Origin of the sequence: Micromonospora echinospora, from assembly GCF_014203425.1 — a bacterium.
GTDB lineage: Bacteria > Actinomycetota > Actinomycetes > Mycobacteriales > Micromonosporaceae > Micromonospora > Micromonospora echinospora_A.
This window is the reverse complement of record NZ_JACHJC010000001.1, coordinates 5,463,853-5,487,300: the sequence shown is the minus strand read 5'-3', so window position 1 is coordinate 5,487,300 and position 23,448 is coordinate 5,463,853. Positions and strand designations below refer to the sequence as shown.

General features: G+C 71.7%; 17 protein-coding genes. 9 read left to right on the top strand and 8 right to left on the bottom strand.

The features are described from left to right. Nucleotides 1–25 precede the first annotated feature (25 nt). On the top strand, nucleotides 26–382 hold the full coding sequence (locus FHU28_RS24450) for a VOC family protein (protein ID WP_184686765.1): 357 nt from the start codon (nucleotides 26–28) through the stop codon (nucleotides 380–382). 23 nt (nucleotides 383–405) lie between these two features. Beyond that, entirely contained in the window at nucleotides 406–1,059 is a 654-nt protein-coding gene (locus FHU28_RS24445) for a DedA family protein (RefSeq protein ID WP_184686764.1), read from the top strand. 311 nt (nucleotides 1,060–1,370) lie between these two features. Here FHU28_RS24445 and FHU28_RS24440 read toward each other — a convergent pair whose 3' ends face one another. Further along, nucleotides 1,371–2,177 carry an alpha/beta hydrolase family protein gene (locus FHU28_RS24440; protein ID WP_221453284.1) on the bottom strand — a complete coding sequence of 269 codons (807 nt, stop codon included), beginning with the start codon at nucleotides 2,175–2,177 and terminating at the stop codon, nucleotides 1,371–1,373. Nucleotides 2,178–2,229: 52 nt separating this feature from the next. After that, the gene (locus tag FHU28_RS24435) at nucleotides 2,230–2,421 is read right to left on the bottom strand and encodes a hypothetical protein (RefSeq protein WP_139135452.1); all 192 of its coding nucleotides are present in this window, start codon (nucleotides 2,419–2,421) and stop codon (nucleotides 2,230–2,232) included. Here FHU28_RS24435 and FHU28_RS24430 point away from each other — a divergent pair. Together FHU28_RS24430 and FHU28_RS24425 are read left to right on the top strand one after the other, a co-directional pair. Further along, the gene (locus tag FHU28_RS24430) at nucleotides 2,420–3,166 is read left to right on the top strand and encodes a hypothetical protein (RefSeq protein WP_184686762.1); all 747 of its coding nucleotides are present in this window, start codon (nucleotides 2,420–2,422) and stop codon (nucleotides 3,164–3,166) included. The genes FHU28_RS24435 and FHU28_RS24430 overlap by 2 nt on opposite strands. Before the next feature lie 41 nt (nucleotides 3,167–3,207). Then, nucleotides 3,208–3,597, top strand: coding sequence for a hypothetical protein (locus FHU28_RS24425; RefSeq protein WP_064445336.1), 390 nt, complete (start codon nucleotides 3,208–3,210; stop codon nucleotides 3,595–3,597). A 52-nt stretch (nucleotides 3,598–3,649) separates the two neighbouring features. On the opposite strand, the gene FHU28_RS24420 is transcribed toward FHU28_RS24425, so the two are convergent. Beyond that, a complete protein-coding gene (locus FHU28_RS24420; protein ID WP_184686761.1) occupies nucleotides 3,650–5,161 on the bottom strand; it encodes an APC family permease in 1,512 nt (503 codons plus the stop codon). Between the two features lie 199 nt (nucleotides 5,162–5,360). Between FHU28_RS24420 and FHU28_RS24415 the strand changes: the two genes are divergently transcribed. Continuing rightward, nucleotides 5,361–6,014 (top strand): GOLPH3/VPS74 family protein, encoded by a 654-nt coding sequence (locus tag FHU28_RS24415; RefSeq protein WP_184686760.1) that lies wholly within the window; start codon nucleotides 5,361–5,363, stop codon nucleotides 6,012–6,014. Nucleotides 6,015–6,053: 39 nt separating this feature from the next. On the opposite strand, the gene FHU28_RS33130 is transcribed toward FHU28_RS24415, so the two are convergent. Further along, complete coding sequence (locus tag FHU28_RS33130) at nucleotides 6,054–6,653, bottom strand: GNAT family N-acetyltransferase (RefSeq protein WP_073831364.1); 600 nt, start codon at nucleotides 6,651–6,653, stop codon at nucleotides 6,054–6,056. A gap of 196 nt (nucleotides 6,654–6,849) precedes the next feature. Between FHU28_RS33130 and FHU28_RS24405 the strand changes: the two genes are divergently transcribed. Beyond that, nucleotides 6,850–7,500 carry a cellulose binding domain-containing protein gene (locus tag FHU28_RS24405; protein ID WP_260413090.1) on the top strand — a complete coding sequence of 217 codons (651 nt, stop codon included), beginning with the start codon at nucleotides 6,850–6,852 and terminating at the stop codon, nucleotides 7,498–7,500. Nucleotides 7,501–7,643: 143 nt separating this feature from the next. Then, nucleotides 7,644–13,142 carry a pullulanase-type alpha-1,6-glucosidase gene (pulA, locus tag FHU28_RS24400; RefSeq protein WP_184686758.1) on the top strand — a complete coding sequence of 1,833 codons (5,499 nt, stop codon included), beginning with the start codon at nucleotides 7,644–7,646 and terminating at the stop codon, nucleotides 13,140–13,142. A gap of 70 nt (nucleotides 13,143–13,212) precedes the next feature. Here pulA and FHU28_RS24395 read toward each other — a convergent pair whose 3' ends face one another. From FHU28_RS24395 to FHU28_RS24385, 3 genes are all read right to left on the bottom strand, one after another. Beyond that, entirely contained in the window at nucleotides 13,213–15,096 is a 1,884-nt protein-coding gene (locus tag FHU28_RS24395; protein WP_184686757.1) for a hypothetical protein, read from the bottom strand. A 302-nt stretch (nucleotides 15,097–15,398) separates the two neighbouring features. Then, complete coding sequence (locus FHU28_RS24390; protein ID WP_184686756.1) at nucleotides 15,399–17,147, bottom strand: hypothetical protein; 1,749 nt, start codon at nucleotides 17,145–17,147, stop codon at nucleotides 15,399–15,401. A 266-nt stretch (nucleotides 17,148–17,413) separates the two neighbouring features. Next, nucleotides 17,414–18,889: an aminopeptidase P family protein gene (locus FHU28_RS24385; RefSeq protein WP_184686755.1), complete on the bottom strand. Its 1,476-nt coding sequence runs from the start codon at nucleotides 18,887–18,889 to the stop codon at nucleotides 17,414–17,416. Nucleotides 18,890–19,002: 113 nt separating this feature from the next. On the opposite strand from FHU28_RS24385, the gene asnB reads away from it, so the two are divergent. Beyond that, entirely contained in the window at nucleotides 19,003–20,964 is a 1,962-nt protein-coding gene (asnB, locus tag FHU28_RS24380; protein WP_184686754.1) for an asparagine synthase (glutamine-hydrolyzing), read from the top strand. A gap of 60 nt (nucleotides 20,965–21,024) precedes the next feature. On the opposite strand, the gene FHU28_RS24375 is transcribed toward asnB, so the two are convergent. After that, nucleotides 21,025–22,176 carry a lytic polysaccharide monooxygenase auxiliary activity family 9 protein gene (locus tag FHU28_RS24375; RefSeq protein ID WP_184686753.1) on the bottom strand — a complete coding sequence of 384 codons (1,152 nt, stop codon included), beginning with the start codon at nucleotides 22,174–22,176 and terminating at the stop codon, nucleotides 21,025–21,027. Nucleotides 22,177–22,511: 335 nt separating this feature from the next. On the opposite strand from FHU28_RS24375, the gene FHU28_RS24370 reads away from it, so the two are divergent. Beyond that, nucleotides 22,512–23,441 (top strand): carbohydrate kinase family protein, encoded by a 930-nt coding sequence (locus tag FHU28_RS24370; protein WP_184686752.1) that lies wholly within the window; start codon nucleotides 22,512–22,514, stop codon nucleotides 23,439–23,441. Nucleotides 23,442–23,448: the final 7 nt, after the last annotated feature.

The following is a 23,448-nucleotide window of genomic DNA, read 5'->3' as shown; positions in this document are numbered from 1 at the left end:
CGCTGCGGGACGAGGAGGTGCCACCATGATCCATCACGTCCTGCTCGCCTGCCCCCGCGGCTCCGAGGATCTCTCCCGCTCCTTCTACACCGGCCTGCTCGGCCTCACCGAGAAGCCCAAACCCCCGGCCCTCGCCGCCCGCGGCGGTTGCTGGTTCACCGGGTACGGCGCCGAACTGCACCTGGGCGTCGAGGACGACTTCCGCCCGGCCCGCAAGGCTCACCCGGCGTTGGTGCGGCCCGACCTGGACGAGCTGGCCGCCCGCCTGGACGCCGCCGGCCACCCCGTGACCTGGGGCGACGAGGAGATTCCCGGCATGCGGCGGTTCCACACGCACGACCCGCACGGCAACCGCCTGGAGTTCTTGGCCCCCGCCGGGTGACCGGGCGCGGGTAGGGTCGGCGGGTGGTCGACGTACAGCACTGGCTCGCCGCCCTCCCGCCGGGGCTGATCTGCCTGCTCGTGGGCGCGGTGATCGGCGTGGAGAGCATGGGCATCCCGCTGCCCGGCGAGATCGTGCTGGTCAGCGCCGCCCTGCTCGCCGCCACCGGCGCCGTCGGGCCCGAGTGGGTGGCCGCCGCCGCAGCCACCGGCGCGATTCTCGGTGACTCCGTCGGGTACGCCGTCGGCCGCCGCGGTGGCCGTCCCCTGCTGGAGCGGCTCGGCCGCCGTTTCCCGAAGCACCTCGGCCCCGCACACCTGGCCCGTGCCGAGCTGAGCTTCGCCCGGCACGGCGTCTGGGCGGTGTTCTTCGGGCGGTTCGTCGCGCTGTTGCGCATCCTCGCCGGCCCGCTGGCCGGGGCGCTGCGCGTGCCGTACCGCCGATTCCTGATCGCGAACGCCGCAGGCGGGCTGGTCTGGGCGTTCGGCACGACGTACCTGCTGTTCTACCTCGGCCGGGCCGCCGAGCACTGGCTCAAGGACATCTCTTGGGTCGGGCTGGTGCTCGCCGTGCTGGCCGGCGTGGTCAGCACCGTGTGGCTGCGCCGCCGGGCCAAGCGCCTGCATCCGCTGGACGCGCCCGACACCCCCGACGCGGTCCCCGCAGCCGACCGCTGACCCACCCCCCCGCCGCGCTCCGCGCTCGCACTTCGGGCCCACCCTGGGCCATGGCCCCGCCGTCCCAGCCCTGCTCCGGTCCTCGGGTCCTGCTCCGGGTCCTGGTCGTGCCCGGCCCCCGGTCGCGCCCCGGCCCCGGCCACGGCCGCGCTCAGGCCCTCGGTCCTGCTCCGGGCCTCGGTCCTGCTCCGTTCCCCGCCTCGCCCAGCTCCCCGCCTCGCCCAGTGCCCTGCCAGATCTTGAGGTGGTCCGTTCTGCGGGACGTTGGTCCTGGGGAGTGGGAGGCGGAGGGCGGGCGCTGATGCCGGTGGTCAGGGGGCGGTCAGCAGGTCGAGCAGGGTGTCGCGGGCGGTGCGTACGGCGGCTCGGGACTCCTCGGTGTGGTCGAGCGCGTCGAATCCGTGCTGACCGTTCGGCACGTCCACGACGTGCAGGGGGACGCCGCGTCGCCGGGCGACCGCCGTGAACGCCTCGATGGTGGGTGCGACCTCGGGCCGCTCCCGCCCTGCCCGGGTCAGCACGAGCGTCGGCCGTGCCACGCCCTCCGCCTGCGTGGCCTCGACACCCGTGCCGTCGGGGGAGGCCGTGCCCGACGCAGCGGCGTCACCCGTGGCAGTGGGCGGGTCCAGGGCGTCGAGCGGGCGGAAGCGTGGGTCGACCGGTGGCCACCCGGGCAGCGGGGCCAGCAGCGGATAGGTCGCGGCCAGGCCGCGCAGCCAGCGGGGCGGGTCGCGGAGCCAGTCGCCGAGCAGCAGGCCGGCGCCGGAGAAGAACCAGAGGCCGAGCCGCTCGGCGTCGACGCGAGGATCGGCGCGGAGCAGTTCGGCGGCGGCGGCCACCCGCGCGGCGACGGCGTACAGGTCGTCCGGGCTCGTCACGGTGAGCCGGGGGATCGCGGCCAACACGTCCCGCTCGGCGAGCAGCGCGCCGTAGCCCCGGTAGAGCGGCCAGTCGCGCGCATCCGGCGCCTCGGGCGGGCCCGGTACGCCGTGCACGATCACGACGGCGGGGTGCGGGCCGTCGCCGGTGGGTACGTGCAGGTCGACGTCGCCGTGCCGTTCCACAGTGGCGGGCCGGGGATCGAGGACGAACGGGCTTTCCCAGAAGCTGGTTCCCATCACGCCGATGCTAGGAGAACCCGCCCGACCTCGCCGTCCCGTGACCGTTTGTTCAGGAGGACGACGACGCCTTCGCGTGCCGCTCGCGCAGCCGGTCCCGGATCTCCTCCGGCGTGTACGCCCGGCGCCGCCGTTCCGCGCGCGCCACGACCACGCCGGTCGCCGCGACGCCGGCGAGACCCGCGAGTCCGAGTACCTTCCACCACCGCATCCGTTGCCGCATCCGCATAGGGTAGTCCTCCATGAGCATCAGCCTGGACGAGGCCGTCGAGCTGACCCGTACCGGCGACCTGTGGGTGTTCCGTGGGCGCAGCGTGCCCGACCGGGCCATCCAGATCACCACAAACAGCCCGGTCAACCACGTGGGCATGGCCGTGGTGCTCGACGACATGCCGCCGCTGCTGTGGCACGCCGAGCTGGGCCGTTCGCTGCCGGACATGTGGACCGGCAGCCACCAGCGTGGCGTGCAGTTGCACAACCTGCGTGACGCGGTCTGCGTCTGGGCCAACCGGTACGGCCAGCGGGGCTGGCTGCGTCAGCTCGAACCGCCCGCGGATTCGGCGATGGAGGAGGCGGTGCTGCGTACCGTGGCGCGTCTCGACGGCACGCCGTTCCCGTCCACCGCGCAACTCGCCTGGCGGTGGGCCCGGGGCCGGCTGCCGCGCCCGCGCCGCCTGAGCCCGGGCGGCATCCTGGGCAGGATCGGCGACCGGAGCGAGACCGGCAGCCCGGGCATGACCGGCGACAGAGGAGAGACCGACGGCCCGGGCACGGTCGGCGGCGACAGCGCCGGGGCCCGGGAGCGGGCGCTGGAGACGGCGTACTGCGCCGAGGTGGTCGCGGTGACCTACGAGGCGATGGGGCTGCTGCCCGCCGGGCGGCGGCCCAACTGGTACGACCCGGGGCGGTTCTGGAGCGGCGACGACCTGGCCCTCAGCGATGGCGCGCAGCTCGGCGCCGAGATCGAGGTGCGGATTCCGCCGCGCTGAGGAAGGTTTGCCGCCGCGCTGGGCCGGTAATGAGGAGCGTCGTGACGGCTTCCACCGACCTCGACACGCTCACCGACTTCTTCGACCGGTACGGCGTGGCGCTGACCACCGCCGACGTGCCGGCCATCGCCGGCTGCTACGCCCTGCCCGGGCTGGTGGTCGCCGACACCTACAGTTTCTCGTTCACCTCACCCGCGGCGGTGGCGCTCAGCTTCGTCGGCGCCGCCCCCGATTACCAGGAGCGGGAACTGGTGGCGGCGAACGCGCAGATCGAGGACGTGCAACAGGTCTCGGCGCTGCTCACCGAGGTGGCGGTGCGCTGGGAGTTCCTGGACAGCCAGGGCGGAGCGGTGCCCGGCGAGCGCTACCGCTACCTGCTGCGCACCACCGAGGACGGCCCGGTGATCTGCACAGTCATCCGTACCGCCTGATCGTGGTGGCGCGGCGGCCGGCCTCGCGGGCCGGCCGCCGCGCCCACTGGCGTCAGCGGTGGTGGGCGCCGGCCCAGCGGTCGGCCTCGGGGGCCGGGTGCAGGCCGGGCTCGTGCAGGCCCTCCTCGGTGACCTGGCCGATCCGGCGGTACGTCTCGGGCCGGCTGGTGCGCAGCACCAGGCCCCAGAGCAGGCCGAGCACGCCCGCCACCACCGGAATCGCCGGCAGCAGCCACTTCAGGTAGCTCGCGGTGTCGGGCGCGAGCAGCGCGTCGAAGTTGAACAGCAGTACCAGCAGCACGGCGGTGAGCAGGATCGTGCCGAGCCCCGGGGCGATCGCCCGCTGCCACGCGCTCTCCGGGCCGGGACGGCCCCGGAAGAAGCCCACCACGGAGGCCGAGGTGAGCGTCATCAGCAGCACGACGCCCACCGCCGCCGCGCCGGACAGCCAGGTGAACAGGTCGATCACCGGGTCGCGGCCGGTCATCGCGAAGGCCAGGAACACCACGACGGCGAGCACGCTCTGCACCACCGAGCCCGCGACCGGGGCGCCGCTGCGGCTGGAGGTCGCGCCCAGGAAGCGCGGCAGGACCCGCTCGCGGCCCAGCGCGAACAGGTAACGCGCCACGCCGTTGTGGAACGACAGCAGGGCGGCGAGCACGCTGGTGATGAACAGGACGTTGGCGATGTCCGCGACGACCGCGCCGGTGTACTGGTCGAGTGCGCCGAAGATGATGCCGGGTCCCGCCTCGGCGCTGGCCGCCGGCGCGTTCTCCGGGCCGGTCAGCACGGTCAGCGCCCACGCGGAGAAGGCGTAGAACAGGCCGGTGAACACCACCGCGATGTAGGTGGCCCGGGCCACGGTGCGCCGCGGGTCCTTGACCTCCTCGCTGTAGATGGCGCCGCTCTCGAAGCCGGTGAAGGAGGCGATGGTGAATGCGAGCACCGCGCCGAATCCGGCGCCGAACAGGTGGCCGGGGCTGATGCCGGCGGTGGTGACCGTGCCGCCGGCCGGGTTGGCGAAGGCGACCAGGTCGAAGATCAGCACGGCGATGCACTCGAGGATGAGCAGCACCGCCAGCACGGTGGCGTTCAGGTCGATGCGCAGGACGCCGAGCGCGCCGATGAAGACCCAGGCCAGCAGCGCCCAGACCCACCAGTCGAGGCTGATGCCGGTCTTGGCGTCCATGAAGTCGCCGAGGATCGCGCCGAGCAGGCCGTAGAGGCCGATCTGGATGGCGTTGTACGCGGCCAGCGCGACCGCCGAGCCGGCCACCCCGCCGGCTCGGCCGAGGCCGTTGGCGATGTACGCGTAGAACGCGCCCGCGTTGGCGACGTACCGGCTCATCGCGGCGTAACCGGTGGCGAAGACGGCGAGTACTGCCGCAAGCAGCACGTACCCGAGCGCGGCGCCGATGTTGCCGCTGACGGCGTACATGGTGGTGACACCACCGCCAAGAACGGTCAGCGGCGCCGACGCGGCGACTGTGAAGAAGACGAGGTGAGCGGTGCCGAGACGACCGCGGCGCAGCCCACCGTCGGAAAAGAACGGATCGGAGGACAAGGCTTCTCCAGGGGAGGGGAGTGAGAGGGTTCAGCTGTCTACTTCGGAACAACCTGAAGCAGGGTATTGGTGATCACTGATTGTCACAAGCCCGCTTCGATATCGATTAGGGCGCGCCTCATCGACCGGAATTGAGCTGTGCGTGGTCATGCCGTACCGTCCCGTGTCGACGTTCACGGCCACCGTTCGAGGATGGACCATGACCTACCCCGGTGCGCAGGCCACCTATCGGCTTGCGGATGCGCTGTTCCTTATCGGACACGACGAGTTCACCGGCAAGCCGCATGTCGCCGTCGACCGGCTGGAGTGCGGGCTGGCCGGCGCCGCGCTCGCCGAATTGATGTTCGAGGGCCGGATCGCCCTCGACGGCGGCGGGCTCGCCGCTGTCGATCCACGACTGTGGCAGGAGCCGCTGACCGATCTGCTGATCACCGAGATCCTCCGTCGCGAGGGCGCGCACCCGGCCCGGCTGTGGATCCGCTACCTGCGGACCCAGCTCAACATCAACGAGCGCGTGGGCACCCGGCTGGTCACCGCCGGCGTCCTCCGCCGGGAGCAGGGCAAACTGATCGGCCGGACGGTGCGCTGGCCGGCCAACGACCCGAACCAGGCGGCCTCGCCGCGGGTCCGGCTGACGGCCATGCTGATGCACTCGTCCCCGGCCGAGCTGGATCCGGGCACGCTGCTGCTGGCAAGCCTCGCCGAGGCGGTCGGACTGGCCACGAACATCTTCGACCCGCAGGTCGGCGTCCGGATGCGGGACTGCCGGCGGTTCCTGCCGGGGCAGCTCGACGGACTGCTCGCCGCCGTCGTGGGCGCGCTCGACGTCAGCACCACGACGGTACGGCGTTGACGTCCCGCCCCGGGTGAGGCCCGGGGCGGGACGATCCGGTCAGGCCGGGTCGCGCCACATCGGGTAGAGGCTGGGCCCGTCCGGCAGGTCGAGCGTGACCGGGCGGCGCCGGAACCCGAGCCGCTCGTAGAGCGCGGCGTTGCGCGGCGAGCTGGCCTCCAGGTACGCGGCGGAACCGGCCTGATCCAGCTCGGCCAGCTTGTTACGCAGCAGCGCCGACCCGACGCCCCTGCCGTGATGGTCCGGGTGCACCGCGATGAAGGGCAGGTACCAGTGCGGCTCGCTCGGGTGCCGGGCGCTCATCATCTCGTCGAGCATGCCGAACCGCTTCATGGCCTCCGCGCCGATCGCGGCCTCCATCTCGGCGAACTCGTCGCCGTCCTCGGCCTCGTGCCCGTCGCCGGTGGGCAGCCAGAGCGTCGCGCCCAGCCCGTCACCAGCGACGTGGACCTCCCCGGTGCGCAGCGCCAGCGCGACGAACGGTCCGAAGAAGGCGGGATGGACCCGCGCGCGGTGGTCGTCGGCCGGGAAGACCCAGCCGCTCACCGGATCCCGCATGAACGCCTCGGCGAGAATCGCGGTCACGACGGCGGCGTCCGCCGTGGACGCCCGCCGGATGTTGCCCTGCCACTCAGTCACTGGCCATCCGTCCTACCGGCTCGACGAGCCATTGTGGTCATTGATCGGCGTGCAAGGTATCAGGTGTTCACGCCGTGCGGCAGTGCTCGACCGGGATGCTCGCCGCAGCCCGGTCCGGGTGGCTACGCTGGCCCGGACCCCCGACAGGAGGACCATGTCCCACAAGCGTCGCTCCGGCCCGCAGCCCGGAGCCGCAATGACCTCGTCCCCCTGGATCCTCGTCGCCACCGGCGTGGTCGTGATGGTGGTCCTGCTGGCAGTGGCGCTCGGTTCGGTCCGGGGCCGGAGCACGTTCCCGGCGGCCGATCCGGCCGATCCGCTGATGCCGCTGCCGCACATGCCGCTGATCCCCACGGCGGTCGGCGCCACCGGTCCGTCGTCGGTCTCCGCCACCGCTCCGGTGAGGCCGGGCCTGTCGCCCCGGTCCACGGTGCTGCCCGCCGCGCCGACGCCGGCCGCGTCGACACCCAACCCTCGGGCCGTCGCCCGGCCGGTGCTGCCCCCGTCGCCTCCTCCGCCCGTGGCGCCGCCGTCCGTGGTGACCGGAAGGTACAGCGTGCAGAGCGCCTTCGACGGCGGCTTCATCGGCGAGGTGCTGCTCGTCAACACCGCGCGCACGCACCGGGGCTGGACGGTTCGCGCGGCGTTCCCGGGTGGCCGGCTGGTCACCGCCTGGGTCGAGGGCGCCGAGCAGGGCGTGTTCCGCTTCGACGACGGCGTCTTCACCTACCGCAGCGGATTCGACCTGGCCCCGGGGCAGTCCCTGCCGGTGCGGTTCCACATCGAGCGGGCCGGCACCCGGCCGGCGAGCTGCACTGTCGACGGCGCGCCCTGCGCCGCTTGGTAGAACCCGCGCTCCGGTTCGGGGCGACACGCGTGCACCCCCCTTGCAAGGTAACTGCTTTGTTGCGGCAGGGTTTGCAAGGTATTGCAGAATGTTTCGGCAAGGGCTAGCGTGCGGGCGAATCAGCGACCAGAGAAAGGCCGTCGATGAAACCGCCGCCGATATCCCCCAAGGCGTTGCTCGCCCTGGTCACCTCCCTCTTACTCGCCGTCGTCGGCGTTCCGGTGGCCCTCCACCAGCTAGGCGACGACGCCACCGACCGCGTCGCCACGCCCGACGTCCTGGCCGCCGGCAACGCTCCCCAGTGGAACCGCGAGCCGTCCCCCGACGCGCTGCTCGCGTCGAGCCGCAACACCGCCGAGGCCGAGCAGTTCTACTTCGTCCTGCCGGACCGGTTCGCCAACGGCGACAAGCGCAACGACACCGGCGGCCTGGCCGGCGGCCGGCTCACCACCGGCCACGACCCGACCGACAAGGGCTTCTACCACGGCGGCGACCTCAAGGGCCTGATCGACCGGATGGACTACATCCAGGGGCTCGGCACCACCGCCATCTGGCTCGCGCCGATCTTCAAGAACCGGCCCGTGCAGGGCACCGGCGCGGACGTCTCGGCCGGCTACCACGGCTACTGGATCACCGACTTCACCCAGGTCGACCCGCACTTCGGCACGAACGCGGAGCTGAAGAAGCTGGTCGACCTCGCCCACCGCCGGGGCATCAAGGTCTACCTCGACATCATCGTGAACCACACCGCCGACGTCATCCGGTACGCCGAGGACAAGTACGGCTACGTGGACAAGAAGACCGCGCCCTACCGCGACGCGCAGGGACGTCCCTTCGAGGACCGGAACTACGCCGACGGCACCCGGAAATTCCCCGCCGTCAACGAGAAGTCGTTTCCGTACACGCCGACGTTCGCCACCCCGGCCGACGCGAAGGTCAAGGTGCCGGGGTGGCTGAACGATCCGACCATGTACCACAACCGCGGTGACTCCACCTTCGCCGGGGAGAACAGCGAGTACGGTGACTTCTCCCGCCTCGACGACCTGTGGACCGAGCGGCCCGAAGTGGTGCGGGGCATGACCGACATCTACGCCGAGTGGATCGGCAAGGCCGGCGTGGACGGGTTCCGCCTCGACACCGTCAAGCACTCGAATCTCGAATTCTGGCCGCAGTTCGCCCGAGGTGTCGAGTCCGCCGCGGCCAAGGCCGGCAAGAAGGACTTCTTCATGTTCGGCGAGGTCTACAGCGCCGAACAGGAGATCCAGTCCACCTACGTGCGGCGCGGCGGTCTCCCCGCCACGCTCGACTTCTCCTTCCAGGAGGCGGCCCGCGGCTACGCCGCCGCCGACGGCTCGGCCAAGGCGCTCGCCGACGTGTACGCCAAGGACGACCTGTACGCCGCGCGGGACACGAACGCCAACCGGCTCACCACGTTCCTCGGCAATCACGACATGGGCCGGATCGGCTCGTTCGTCGCCGCCGCCGGCGGGGACGACGCCGCCCAGCTGAAGCGCAGCCGGCTCGCCCACCAGCTCATGTTCCTCACCCGCGGCCAGCCGGTCGTGTACTCCGGCGACGAGCAGGGCTTCACCGGACCGGGCGGGGACAAGGACGCCCGGCAGGACATGTTCGCCTCGCGGACCGCCGACTACCTCGACGACGACCTGATCGGCACCACCCGGACCCACGCCGTCGACCAGTACGACACCCGCCACCCGCTCTACCGGACCATCGCCGAGCTGGGCGGCCTGCGGGCTGCGCACCCGGCGCTGCGCGACGGCGTCCAGGTCACCCGGCACGCCGCCGACGGCCCCGGTGTCTTCGCGTTCTCCCGCGTCCTGCCCGCCGACCGGATCGAGTACGTGGCGGCGGTGAACAACGCCGCCACCCCGCAGACTGTCCCGGTGGACACCTGGACGGCCGGCGCCCGCTTCACCGGCGTGTACGGCGGTGCCGCAGACGTGACGGCCGCCGCGGACGGCAAGCTGAGCCTCACCGTGCCGGCGATGTCGGCGGTCGTGCTCAAGGCCGACCGGGGGATCCCGCACGCCGGGGCCGCTCCGAAGATCACGATCACCGAGCCGGGTGACGCGCCCGCCCCCGGCAAGGCCACCGTCACCGCCCAGGTCACCAGCGACCCGCTCGCCACCGTCACGTTCGCCGCCCGGGTCGCCGGGGGGAAGTGGACGCTGCTCGGCAGCGCGCACCGCGCCCCGTACACCGTGCACCACGACCTCACCGGCCTGCCCGGCGGCACCACTGTCGAGTACAAGGCAGTGGTCCGCGACGGCAAGGGCCGCACCGCCACCGCCCGCGCCACCGGCACCGTCGGCACGCCGGACCGGGGCGAGTCGCGGGACTGGGCGATCGTGCACTACAAGCGACCGGCCGGCGGGTACGACGACTGGCGGCTCTACGCCTGGGGTGACATCGACCCGGCGTACGTCACCGAGTGGCCCGCCGGGCAGCCGTTCGCCGGCGAGGACTCGTACGGCCGGTTCGCCTGGGTGAAGCTCAAGCCGGGCGCGACGTCGGTCGGCTTCGTCGTGGTCGACTCCGACGGCAACAAGGACGTCGCAGCCGACCGCTTCGTCGACGTGACCCGGACCGGGGAGGTCTGGGTCAAGCAGGGCGATGCGGAGGTGTACCCGACGCGGCAGGCCGCCACCGGCGAGCCCGACCCGCCGGTGGCGCAGGACACGGCGCTGATCCACTGGCGCAAGGCCGACGGCAACTACGACGGCTGGGGCCTGCACCTGTGGGACGGCGCGGCCAGCCCGACCGACTGGGCGACGCCGCTCAAGCCGGAGAAGATCGACGCCTACGGCGCGGTGTTCTGGGTGCCGCTGACGGCCGGCGCGTCCGGGCTGAGCTACATCCTGCACTCCGGTGACGAGAAGGACCACCCCGAGGACCAGCGGCTCGACTTCGCCACCGCCGGGCGCGAGGTGTGGCTGCTGGCGGGCGTCAAGGGCCGGCTGCTGCCGACCACCACGTCCGGCGCCGCTACCGACATCGACATCACGAGGCAGAAGGCGAACTGGATCGACAGGTCCACAGTCGCCTGGGCCACCGGCCCGACCGACGGCAGGCGGTACGCGCTCGCGGTCGCCCCGGCCGGTGGGATCGGCGTCGCCGACGGCGAGCTGACCGGCACGTACACCGAGCTGCCGCTGCGGGCGCAGCCCAACGGGCTGACCGAGGCGCAACGGCGGGCGTACCCCCATCTCTGGGACCGTCGCGCCTTCACGCTCGCGCGCGGCGACCTGGCCAAGGTGCCGGCGGCGCTGCGCGGGCAGCTCGTGGTGACCGAGCGGGACGCCGAGGGCGCCCTGCTCGCCGCCACCGGCGTGCAGATCCCCGGCGTGCTCGACGACGTCTACGCGGCCGCGACCGGGGCGAAGCTCGGCCCCACGTTCGCCGGACGGGTGCCCACGCTGGCCGTGTGGGCGCCGACCGCGCGGACGGTGTCGCTGGAGCTGTTCGACTCGCCAACCGCCAAGCCGACCACAGTGGCGATGCGCCGCGACGACCGCACCGGCGTCTGGTCGGTACGCGGCACGAAGGCATGGACCGGCCGCTACTACCGCTATCAGGTACAGGCGTGGCAGCCGGCGACGCAGAAGGTGGTCACCGCGTCGGTGACTGATCCGTACTCGGTGGCGCTCGCGCCGAATTCCACGCACAGCCAGATCGTCGACCTGACCGACCCGGCGCTCGCGCCGGCCGGCTGGGCGAACCTGCGCAAGCCGGCCGCCCCGCCGGCGTCGAAGGCCCAGATCTCCGAGCTGTCGGTGCGGGACTTCTCCGTCGCGGACAGCACGGTCCCGGCCGAGCGGCGAGGCACCTACCTGGCGTTCACCGACCCGCAGACGGCGGGCATGAAGCACCTGCGGGCGCTCGGCGACGCCGGGGTCAACTACCTGCACCTGCTGCCGGCCTTCGACTTCGCCACCATCCCGGAGAAGCGGGCCGACCAGGCCGAGCCGGCCTGCGACCTGGCCGCGCTGCCGCCGGACTCCGACCAGCAGCAGAAGTGCGTCGCGGCGGTCGCCGGCACCGACGGCTACAACTGGGGGTACGACCCGCTGCACTACACGGTGCCGGAGGGCGGGTACGCCACCGACCCGAACGGCGCCAAGCGCACCACCGAGTTCCGGCAGATGGTCGCCGGGGTCAACAAGGCCGGCCTACGGGTGGTCATGGACGTGGTCTACAACCACACCTCGGCCGCCGGCACCGACCCGAAGTCGGTGCTCGACCAGGTGGTGCCGGGCTACTACCACCGGCTCCTGGACGACGGGTCCGTGGCCAACTCGACCTGCTGCGCCAACACCGCCCCGGAGCACGCCATGATGGGCAAGCTCGTGGTGGAGTCGCTTGTCACCTGGGCCAAGGCGTACAAGGTCGACGGCTTCCGGTTCGACCTGATGGGCCACCACCCGAAGGCGAACATCCTGGCCGTACGGGCCGCGCTGGACAAGCTCACGCTCGCCCGTGACGGCGTCGACGGCCGGAAGATCCTGCTGTACGGCGAGGGCTGGAACTTCGGCGAGGTCGCCGACGACGCCCGGTTCACGCAGGCCACCCAGGCCAACATGGCCGGCACCGGCATCGGCACGTTCAACGACCGGCTCCGCGACGCGGTACGCGGCGGCGGCCCGTTCGACGCCAACCCGCGGGCGCAGGGCTTCGCCTCCGGCCTGTACACCGACCCGAACGGCGACGAGGTGAACGGCACGGCGGCCGAGCAGCGGGCCAGGCTGCTGCACCAGCACGACCTCATCAAGGTCGGTCTGACCGGGAACCTGCGCGACTACCGGTTCACCGACTCCTCCGGGAAGCAGGTCACCGGCGCGCAGGTCGACTACAAGGGCGCGCCGGCCGGATACACGGCCGCGCCGGGCGAGGCGGTCACCTACGTCGACGCGCACGACAACGAGATCCTGTACGACGCGCTGGCGTACAAGCTGCCGCAGGGGACCTCGGCGCAGGACCGGGCACGGATGCAGGTGCTCGCGCTGGCGACCACCGCGCTCGGGCAGGGCGCCGGGTTCGTCACCACCGGCTCGGAGCGGCTGCGCTCGAAGTCGCTGGACCGCAATTCGTACAACTCGGGGGACTGGTTCAACCAGATCCGCTGGGACTGCGCCCAGGGCAACGGGTTCGGCGCCGGCCTGCCGCCGGAGCAGGACAACCGGGACAAGTGGTCGTACGCGAAGCCGTTGCTGGCCGACCCGAAGCTGGTGCCGGACTGCGCGGCGGTCGAGCTGGCCGACGCCCGGTACGCGGAGCTGCTGCGCGTGCGCCGGTCCTCGCCGGTGTTCGGGCTCGACACCGCCGAGCAGGTGCAGAAGCGGGTGGCGTTCCCGCTGTCCGGCGCGAAGGAGACCCCGGGCGTGCTCACCATGACCCTCGACGCGCGAGGGCTGGACGGGAAGTGGAAGTCGGTGACTGTCGTCTTCAACGCCACGCCGGAGACGGCGAAGCAGACCGTCAGCGGGCTGCGCGGGGCGAACGTGGCGCTGCATCCGGTGCTGCGGAACTCGGCGGACCCGGCGCTGCGTACGGCGTCATTCGACCGGGCGGCCGGCACGTTCACCGTGCCCGCGCGCAGCGTGGCGGTGTTCGTCCAGAGCTGACCGACACGGCCGACCGGCCCCCTGCCACGAAGGTGGCAGGGGGCCGGTCGCGTACCCCGGGACCGTCAGGTCAGTTGAAGCAGTCCTCGACGGTGTTGGCGCAGTTGGTGGGGTCGTTGTTGCTGATGAGGGACTTGTCGTCGAGCTTGACGCGTCCTTCGTTGTTGAGGACGCCGCCGGCGACCCGGTGGAGCTTGCTGGAGTCGGTGGCGGTGTTCTTGGTGACGTGGGTCTTGGTGAGGGTGATCTTGGCCTTGTTGTTGAAGATGCCGCCGCCGTTGAGGGCGGTGTTGGCCTTGATCTCGGTGTCGCGGATGGTGAGGGTGGCGTTGTCGTCCTTGTCGTGCTCGCGGGCGAGGAAGCCGTCCTCGATCTTGATGAGCCACTCACCGTTGTAGATGCCGCCGCCGAAGCGGTTGGCGGTGTTGTCGACGATCTTGCTGTCGGCGATCGTGGCGCTGGCGTGCTCCTTGTCGTTCGGGTAGCCCCAGTGCTTGCCGCCGGTGACCACCACGCCGCCGCCGTTGCCGTCGGCGTGGTTCTTGGCCACGTGCACCTTGTCCAGGTCGAGGTCCGTGTTCTCGGCGTAGACGCCGCCACCGTTCTCGCAGGCGGTGTTGCCCGTGATCGCGGTGAAGGAGACCGTGACGGTGCCGCCGCTGCTGAACAGACCGCCGCCGTTCTTGCCGGCGCGGTTGTCCGACAGGGTGGACTTCACGCCGTCCTTGCCGTGGTCGGAACCGAAGATCTCGACAGTGCCGGCGTCGTGGTGCTTGTCCTTCTTGTCGTAGCCCTTCGGCGCGGCCGAGGCAGCCGGGCCGTGCTGGCCGGAGAAGCCGCTGCCGTTGGCGATGCCGCCGCCGTTGCCGGCTGCGGTGTTGTCGTCGACGTGGGTTTCCTCGACCTTGAGGATGCCCTCGTTGAAGATGCCGCCGCCGTCGCCCTGGGCGTGGTTGCTGACGACCTTGCTGTCCTTGAGCCAGGTGCGGCCGTAGTTGGCCACGGCGCCGCCGTCGCCTTCGGCGTTGTTGTCGGTGAGCTTGACGTTGTCCAGGTAGGCGCTTCCGCCGCGCTCGACCAGCAGCGCGCCGCCGTCGCCCTCGACCCGCTTGTCGTCGTCCTTGCTGTCGTTCATGCCGCCGTCCGCGACGGGCGCGGCAGCGGCGGCAGTGGTCGCCGCGGCCGGGGCCGCGACAGCCACAGCGGCAGCCGGGGCCGCCACCGCCGGGGCGGCAGCCGGAGCGGCGGCCGGCGACTGGCCGCCGCCGGGAGCCCCGCCGCCGGAGTACTTGAACTCGTTGGCGTTTCCGCCCTTGACGGTGAGGTCCTTGAGGGTGAGGTCGCCGCCGTCGACGACGCGGAAGATGCGGAAGGTGTCTTCGGCGTCGCGCTTGATGGTGGAGCCGTTGCCCTTGATGGTGACGTCCTGCTTGATCTCGGGCAGGGCGGAGCCGAACTTGCGGTCCTTGACGCCGAGTTCGTAGGTGCAGTTCTCGGCGAGCTTCAGGGTGCCGCCGTGGTCGCGGTTGGCCAGTTCGAGGGCGTCGATCAGGGCGTCGTCGTCGCAGGCGACCTCGCGGGTCTTGCCGTGGTCGTCCTTGCCGTCCTTGCCCCAGTCGCCCTTGTCCGCGCCCCACTCGCCACGGTCGTGGCCTTCCTCGCCACGGTCCTTGCCGTCCTTGCCGTGCCCGTCCTTGTCGTAGCCGTCGTGGCCGTACTTGTCCTCGGCGCCCTTGTCGCCGTGGTCGCCGTCGCTGAGCTGCTGCGTGGTCGACCACTTGACGTCGGCGAGCCGGTGCGGGCCGGTGGCCCCGGTGGTCGCATAGGCCACGCCGGCGAGGCTGACCGCTCCGGTCAGGCCCACGACGCCGGTGGCGAGCCACATCCGGCGACGCCGGAGCGGAGAGATGGTCTTGCTGGTGGCGCCATTGTTATTGCGAAGGTAGTTGGACATCGGAGCTCTCTGCCCTCTCCTTGTACCTGACAAGGTCGCTTCGCCCTGGCGAGGCGGCCTTCGCTACAAATCGGTTGTAGCTGCTGAGAACGACCGTATGAGAACCTTCTTCGCCTCGTGGTCATACACGAAAAAAACCCGCACAAGGGTGCGGGTGGGATGGGCGGGCGCAGTGCGACCCGGACGCCCCGGCGGGGGACACCGCGGCCAGTCGGGGCGCGCGTCACAGCTGCTCCGGGGTGGGAGCCCTCCGCGCGCCGTCGCGGCGCGAGGAGGGCTCCCCGGTTATGTGGTGGAACGGATCAGTTGAAGCAGTCCTCGACGGTGTTGGCGCAGTTGGTGGGGTCGTTGTTGCTGATGAGGGACTTGTCGTCGAGCTTGACGCGTCCTTCGTTGTTGAGGACGCCGCCGGCGACCCGGTGGAGCTTGCTGGAGTCGGTGGCGGTGTTCTTGGTGACGTGGGTCTTGGTGAGGGTGATCTTGGCCTTGTTGTTGAAGATGCCGCCGCCGTTGAGGGCGGTGTTGGCCTTGATCTCGGTGTCGCGGATGGTGAGGGTGGCGTTGTCGTCCTTGTCGTGCTCGCGGGCGAGGAAGCCGTCCTCGATCTTGATGAGCCACTCACCGTTGTAGATGCCGCCGCCGAACCGGCCGGCGGTGTTGTCCGCGATGGCGCTGTCGGCGATCGTGGCGCTGCCCTCGCGGCCGTCCTTCTCGGCGCCGTTGCCGGCCCAGTTCCGCCCGCCGGTCGTCACCACGCCGCCGCCGTTGCCGTCGGCGTGGTTGCCCGCCACGTGGACCTTCTCCATGAGCAGGTCCGTGCTCTCGGCGTACACGCCGCCACCGTTGTCGCAGGCGACGTTGCCGCCGATGGCGGTGAACGAGACGGTGACCCAGCCGCCGCTGCTGAACAGACCGCCACCGTTGTGACCCGCCCGGTTGCGGCTCAGCGTGCTCAGCGAGGCGTCCTTGCCCTCGTGCGCCCCGATGATCTCGACAGTGCCCGTGTGGTGCTTGCCGTGCTCGCCCTTGTCGGCCTTCGCCGCCGAGGCCAGCTCGACCGGGCCGTCGTGGTGCTCACCGCTGCCGTTGGCGATGCCGCCGCCGTTGCCGGCTGCGGTGTTGTCGTCGACGTGGGTTTCCTCGACCTTGAGGATGCCCTCGTTGAAGATGCCGCCGCCGTCGCCCTGGGCGTGATTGTTGACGACCTTGCTGTCCTTGAGCCAGGTACGGCCGTAGTTGGCCACGGCGCCGCCGTCGCCTTCGGCGTTGTTGTCGGTGAGCTTGACGTTGTCCAGGTGCGCGCTTCCGCCGCGCTCGACCAGCAGCGCGCCGCCGTCGCCCTCGACCCGCTTGTCGTCGTCCTTGCCGTCCGGTCCGGCCGCCTTCGGCACCGACGGCCCGGGGTACTTGAACTCGTTGGCGTTTCCGCCCTTGACGGTGAGGTCCTTGAGGGTGAGGTCGCCGCCGTCGACGACGCGGAAGATGCGGAAGGTGTCTTCGGCGTCGCGCTTGATGGTGGAGCCGTTGCCCTTGATGGTGACGTCCTGCTTGATCTCGGGCAGGGCGGAGCCGAACTTGCGGTCCTTGACGCCGAGTTCGTAGGTGCAGTTCTCGGCGAGCTTCAGGGTGCCGCCGTGGTCGCGGTTGGCCAGTTCGAGGGCGTCGATCAGGGCGTCGTCGTCGCAGGCGACCTCGCGGGTCTTGCCGTGGTCGTCCTTGCCGTCCTTGCCCCAGTCGCCCTTGTCCGCGCCCCACTCGCCACGGTCGTGGCCTTCCTCGCCACGGTCCTTCCCGTCCTTGCCGTACCCCTCGTCGCGCTTGCCGCTGTCGGAGTCGTTGCCGGCGTTCTGGGGAGCGGCGGCGTGGTTGTCCGCCACCGGTTCGGCGCCGGACTTGTCGTCGCGGGCGGCGAGACCACCCAGCGCCGCCAGCCCGACGACGCCGGTCAGCCCGGCCACGCCGGTGGCGACCCAGAGCGCCCGCCGCTTGTTCGTCCGCGGGGGAGGCGCCATCGGCGTCCCGCCGTCGGGTGTCGTTACGTCGTTCGACATGAGAGCCCTTTCGGTTCTTCCCAAACGGGTCGCACCGCCCCAGGCCGGGCGACCAGCTACAAACCGGTTGTAGCCTCTGATCGACACCGTATGAGAAGGTTCCTCGCGAGGAAGACGTATCCGAAAAAAGCCCGCATTCCTCCCACGAACGGCGGTCGGTGACCAACCACGTGAGCGGGACCGGAACGGCCCAGACGGCGGCGGGCCCCACCACCTGCCGTGGAGGCGCGGTGGTGGGGCCCGCCGGACGTCGCGGCCCGGAGGGATCAGCCCGGCAGGCGGGGGCCCGCCTCACGCTGCTCGGCCAGCCAGGTCTCCACCTCGTCCGAGCGGCGCGGCAGCCCGGCCGAGAGGTTCACCGGGCCGTCGGCGGTGACCAGGATGTCGTCCTCGATCCGGACGCCGACGCCCCGCAGTTCCTCGGGGACCAGCTCGTCCTCCGGCTGGAAGTAGAGCCCCGGCTCGACGGTGAGCACGTACCCCTCGCCGAGCGACCCCTCCCGGTAGTTCTCCTTGCGCGCGTTGGCGCAGTCGTGCACGTCGATGCCGAGCATGTGGCTGGTGCCGTGCAGCGTCCACCGCCGGTAGACCGTCGAGGCCGGGTCCATCGCCTCGTCCACACTCACCGGCAGCAGCCCGAGATCCTTCAGCGCCTCCGCCAGCACCCGCATCGAGGCCAGGTGCACATCCCGGAACCCCACGCCCGGCCGGCACATCTCGATGCCCGCCTGCTGAGCGGCGTACACGGCGTCGTAGACCTGGCGCTGCAACGGAGTGAACCGGCCGTCGACCGGCAGCACCCGGGTGACGTCGGCGGTGTAGAGGTTGCGGTTCTCCACGCCCATGTCCATCAGCAGCAGGTCACCCGGGCGGGTGGCGCCGTGGTTGTGCACCCAGTGCAGGATCGTCGCGTGCTCGCCGGCCCCGACGATCGAGCCGTACCCGACGTCGTTGCCGTCGTGGCGGGCGCGCAGCGCGAAGACGCCCTCCAGCAGCCGTTCGGAGACGCCACGGTCGGCCGGCAGCGCCCGCGCCACGTCCTCGAAGCCGCGCACGGTGGCGTCGCACGCCTCCTGGAGCTGCGCGATCTCCCACTCGTCCTTGACCAGCTTCAGCTCGGCGATCGTGACGGCCAGCTCCCGGTCGCGGCCGGGCTGACCGTCGGCGCGCGCGCCGTCGTAGGGACGCACCGCGGCGTCCACCCGGGCGTCGAAGCCGCGCAGCACCCGGGTACGCCCCGGCGCCAGCTCGGCCAGCGCCGCGTCCAGCTCGCTCAGGTCGGCCGTCGGCAGGCCCAGCTCGGTCGACTTCTCGCGCAGCGTCGGCCGGCGGCCCACCCACAGCTCACCGTGGCGGCTGCGGAAGAACTCGTCGGTCGCCCGGGACGACCGGGGCCGCATGAACAGCGTGGACTCGCCGCCCGGCCGCAGCACGAGGACGCTGTCCGGCTCCAGGTCGCCGGTCAGGTACGCGAAGTCGCTGCCCGGACGGAACCGGTGGTCGGTGTCGTTGGCGCGTACCTTCTCGTTGCCCGTCGGAATGACCAGCGTCTCGCCCGGGAAGGCCTCGGCCAGCGCGGCCCGCCGCTTGGCGTGGTTGGGCGCCTCCGGGCGCGGCGCGACCGGCAGTTCGGTGTCCCGCCAGCCCTGGCGCATGAACGACAGGAACGCCTCCGGGAAGTCCGGGTCGTGCGACTCCGTACCGTCCGCCGGTTTGCCCTGCCGCGTCCGCTCCTCGGCCATGATCCGTCCCTCCCTGAGCCTCGTCGCTGGTCCAGACGGTACCGCGCGCACGACAGCGGGAGGTGCCTGCGGTGCCGCGACGGTGCCTTCCGGCGCGTGGAAAGATGGCGGCCATGTGCGGACTCCTGGCCTTCTTCAGCGCGCGCGGCGACGCCGCCGCCCACCGCGACAACATCGCCGGCGCACTGGAGTGCCTGCACCACCGTGGCCCGGACGAGACCGGGGTCGAGGTGGTCGGCGACGCCTCCGGCCGGTACGCGGACGGCGTGTTCGCGCACAAGCGCCTGGCGATCATCGACGTGGCGCTGAGCCACGAGCCCCTGCCGTACGCGGGCGGGCGTTACCTGCTCACCTTCAACGGCGAGATCTACAACTACATCGAGCTGCGTGAGGAGCTGATCCGCGACTACGGCGCCCAGTTCGCCACCAACGGCGACGGCGAGGTGATCGTCGCCGGCTACCACTACTGGGGTGAGCAGGTGCTCACCAAGCTGCGCGGCATGTTCGCGTTCGTCATCTGGGACCGGCAGGAGCGGCGGGCCTTCGGCGCGCGCGACTACTTCGGCATCAAGCCGCTGCACTACCTGGAGACTCAGGACGGCCTCTATCTCGCCTCGGAGAAGAAGGCGCTGCTGCCGTTCGCGCACTCGGCGTACCAGGGCGACGCGGGCATCGACACCGCGAACCTGAGCCACTACCTGACGCTGCAGTACGTGCCGGAGCCGGGCACGCTGCACAAGGGGATCAGCCGGATCGGCTCGGGGGAGTACCTGACCTGGACCCCGGGCGGCCGGATCGAGGTGCGCCGCTGGTACCGGCCGGTGTTCCGCCCGGCCCCGGTCTCCGACGAGCAGCGGCTCTACCACGACATCCGGGAGACGCTGCGGGAGAGCGTCCGGATGCACATGCGCTCGGACGTGCCGGTCGGCTCGTTCCTGTCCAGCGGCATCGACTCCACCGCCGTGGTGGCGCTGGCCCGCGAGTTCAACCCGAACATCCTCACCTTCACCGTCGGCTACGACGTGCCCGGCTACTCCGAGATCGACGTGGCCCAGGAGTCGGCCCGGCACCTCGACGTCACCACGATCCCGACCAAGATCGGGCCGCAGGACATGATCGACGCGCTGCCGAAGATCGTCTGGCACCTGGACGACCCGGTCGCCGATCCGGCCCTGGTGCCGCTCTACTTCGTGGCGAAGAAGGCCGCCGAGCACGTCACGGTGGTGCTCTCCGGCGAGGGCGCGGACGAGTTCTTCGGCGGCTACACGATCTACCGGGAGCCGCTGTCGCTCAACGCGGTGAACAGCCTGCCCGACGGCGTGCAGAAGGGCCTGCGGGCCGTGTCCAAGGCCTTCCCGCAGGGGGTCAAGGGCAAGAGCTTCCTGGAGCGCGGCACCACCCCGATCGAGCAGCGCTACTACGGCAACGCCCGGATGTTCACCGAGGAGGAGAAGCAGCACCTGCTGCGCCGCTACGACCCCTCGGTGCGCTACACGGACGTGACCGCGCCGATCTACGCCGAGTGCACCGAGCTGGACGACGTCACCAAGATGCAGTACGTCGACCTCTACACCTGGCTGCGCGGCGACATCCTGGTCAAGGCCGACCGGATCTCGATGGCGCACTCGCTGGAGGTGCGGGTGCCGTTCCTGGACCGGGAGGTGTTCAACGTCGCCGCAGGCATCCCGGTCGACCTGAAGCTGCCGCCTCGCTCCGAGGCCACCAAGTACGCGATGCGCCAGGCCCTGCAGGGCGTCGTGCCGCCGGCCATCGTCAACCGCAAGAAGCTGGGCTTCCCGACCCCGACCCGGGTTTGGCTGCGCGGCGAGATGTACGAGTGGGCGCGGCACGTGCTGTCCACCTCGGGCGCGGGCGACCTGATCGACCTGTCGTACGCGATGCGCCTGCTGGAGGAGCACAAGCGGGAGGAGGCCGACCACTCCCGCAAGGTGTGGACCGTGCTGATCTTCTGCATCTGGCACGCCATCTTCGTGGCCAAGACGCTCGACCCGGGCATCCAGCGCAACCAGTCCGCGCTGCTCACCAAGCCGGTCGTCGGCAGCATGGTCCGCTGACCCGAGCGTGACGAGGAAGGGCCCCCGGGGTGTTCCCCGGGGGCCCTTCTCAGTTCGTGATCAGCGACCGGTGCAGGTGACAGTCGGCAGGGAGTTGGTGCCGGAGAAGTTCGCCGTGAAGCCGAACGTCGTGGTGCCCTCCGGCGGGACGCTGCCGTTGTAGGCGGCGTTGGAGACGCTCACCGACGCCCCGCTGCCGCTCAACGTGCCGTTCCACACCTGGTTGATGGTCTGGCCGCTGGGCCAGGTCCAGTTCGCGGTCCACCCGGAGTACGTCCGGGTGCTGTGGTTCATGATCGTCACTTCGCCCTGGAAGCCGCCACCCCAGGCGGTGACCACCTTGTACACCGCCATGCAGGAGCCCGACGGCATGGTCGGGCTGGTCGTCACCGGCGGAGGCGTGGTCGGCGGCGCGGTCGTCGGGGGCGCGGTCGTCGGCGGCGCGGTGGTCGGCGGCGCGGTGGTCGGCGGCGCGGTCGTCGGGGGGTTGCTGCCGCCCGAGCCGATCCCGGTCACCTCGCCGTTACCGCCGTCGAACGTCACGTCCGAGCAGCCGAAGAAGTTCTCCTGGCTGTCCGAGCGGACCCAGCGCGAGTAGATGATGTGCCGGCCGCTCTTGTTCGACGGCAGGTTGCCGCTGAAGTAGTAGTGGCCGTCGTTGGTGCCGACAGCGCCGCGCTGCGGCGGGTTGGTCACCTGCAGGAACGGCTGCTCCTCCAGGTCGCTCCAGGCCAGCGGCCGGTTCGGGCTCCAACTGTCCTTGGTCACGTAGAAGTAGAACGTGCCCGGGTGGTGGGCCCAGTTGCTGTACCGGAACTCGATCGACCGCCCGGCCGTCAGGTGCGTGATCGGCCAGTCGTTACGCGCCGCGTCGTACCCGCTGAAGCCGGGGTTGCCGCCGCTGCACAGCTTGCCGTCGGGGATGAACCCGACGGTCCGTCCGCCGGCGTCGGAGCGGAGCACGCTGAACCAGTTGTACAGCGAGTTCGCCCCGCTCTCGGCCACCGCCGACGAGCAGGCGGGGTTGTTCGGCCGGATCTCACCGGTTCCGGTGAGGCCGTCCTTCCAGCACAGGTAGGTGCGGGCGCCCGGCGTCATGGCCGCGCCGTGCGCGGCCGCCGGTCCGGAGTTGGTGACCAGGGCGAACGCGCCCAGGGTCAGGGTGGCGGCCGCGGTGAGCAACGCGGCCGTACGGGATCGGGATCGGTGCACGGGGATCTCCTGACTCGCGGAGCGTGGCCCGGTTCGGCCCGCCCCGCTGCGACGAGCGGATGCGACGATCGCGGTGCCCGCGCCCGGTCAGCGTGCGGCCGGGGCCGTCGACGGGCGCGCACCGTCTGCGGTCCGTTGCCCAACGGACCGTGGATGCCCTCGCGTCGGATCGACCCGGCGGCCGGTTGGCGCGGCAGCCCCCGCGCCGTCACCCGGCACCGCCATCCCACCACGTCCGGCCGCGGCCCGCAATAGGTGCTGCTCGATGCCAGGGTCCCGGCGCGCCGGCACCCGGCATGCGCCAGGATCGGGGGAGGACGACGAGGGGAGCCAGGATGGGGTACGCGGTGGTGCTCGGCGAGGCGCTCGTGGACCTGCTCGACGCCGAGCACGACGGAGAGCCCGTCTACCGGCAGGCGATCGGCGGCGGGCCGCTCAACGTGGCGGTGGCGATCGCCCGGCTCGGCGGGGACGCGCGGTTCGTCGGGTCGCTCGGCGACGACGCGCTGGCCGGGCGGATCCGTGCCTTCCTCACCGGCGCCGGTGTGGACGTGGCCGGGGCGGTGACGGTGCCGGCCCCGACCGCGCTCGCGGTGGCCACCTTCGCCGGCCCCGAGCCGGAGTTCCGCTTCTACGGCGAGCCCCGCTCGTACGCGCTGCTCGGCCCGGACGACCTGGACGTGGCGCTGGTCGAGGGCGCGGACGTGGTCTACTGCGGCTCGATCGTGCTGCTCGACCCGCCGGTGCTGGCCGCCGCCCGCCGCGCCTGGTCGATCGCCGGCGGGCTGCGGGTGTTCGACCCGAACGTCCGTCCCAGCCTGCTCACCGCCCCGGGCGCGCTGGACGGGCTGCGCGCTGTGGTCGCCGAGTTCGCCGCCGCGGCGCACCTGGTCAAGCTCAGTTCCGCCGACGCGCGGGTGCTCTACCCGGACGAGCCGGTCGAGGGCGTGGCCGCGTACCTGCGGGAACTGGGCGCGAGCACGGTCGTGGTCACGCTCGGCGCGGACGGCGCGCTGGTCGCCGCCGCCGACGACGTCGTACGCGTGCCCGCCCCGAAGGTGGACGCGGTGGACGCGACAGGCGCGGGGGACTCGGTGATGGGCGCGCTGGTGGCCGAGCTGCTGGCCGCGGGTGAGCCGGCCGATCCGATCGGCTGGCGGGACCGGGTGGCGTTCGCGTTGCGGGTGGCCGCAGTGGTCTGCGAGTCGGCGGGCGGCGCCACCGCGATGCCCACCCGCGCCGAGGTGACCACCCGCTTCGCGTGAAAGGAAG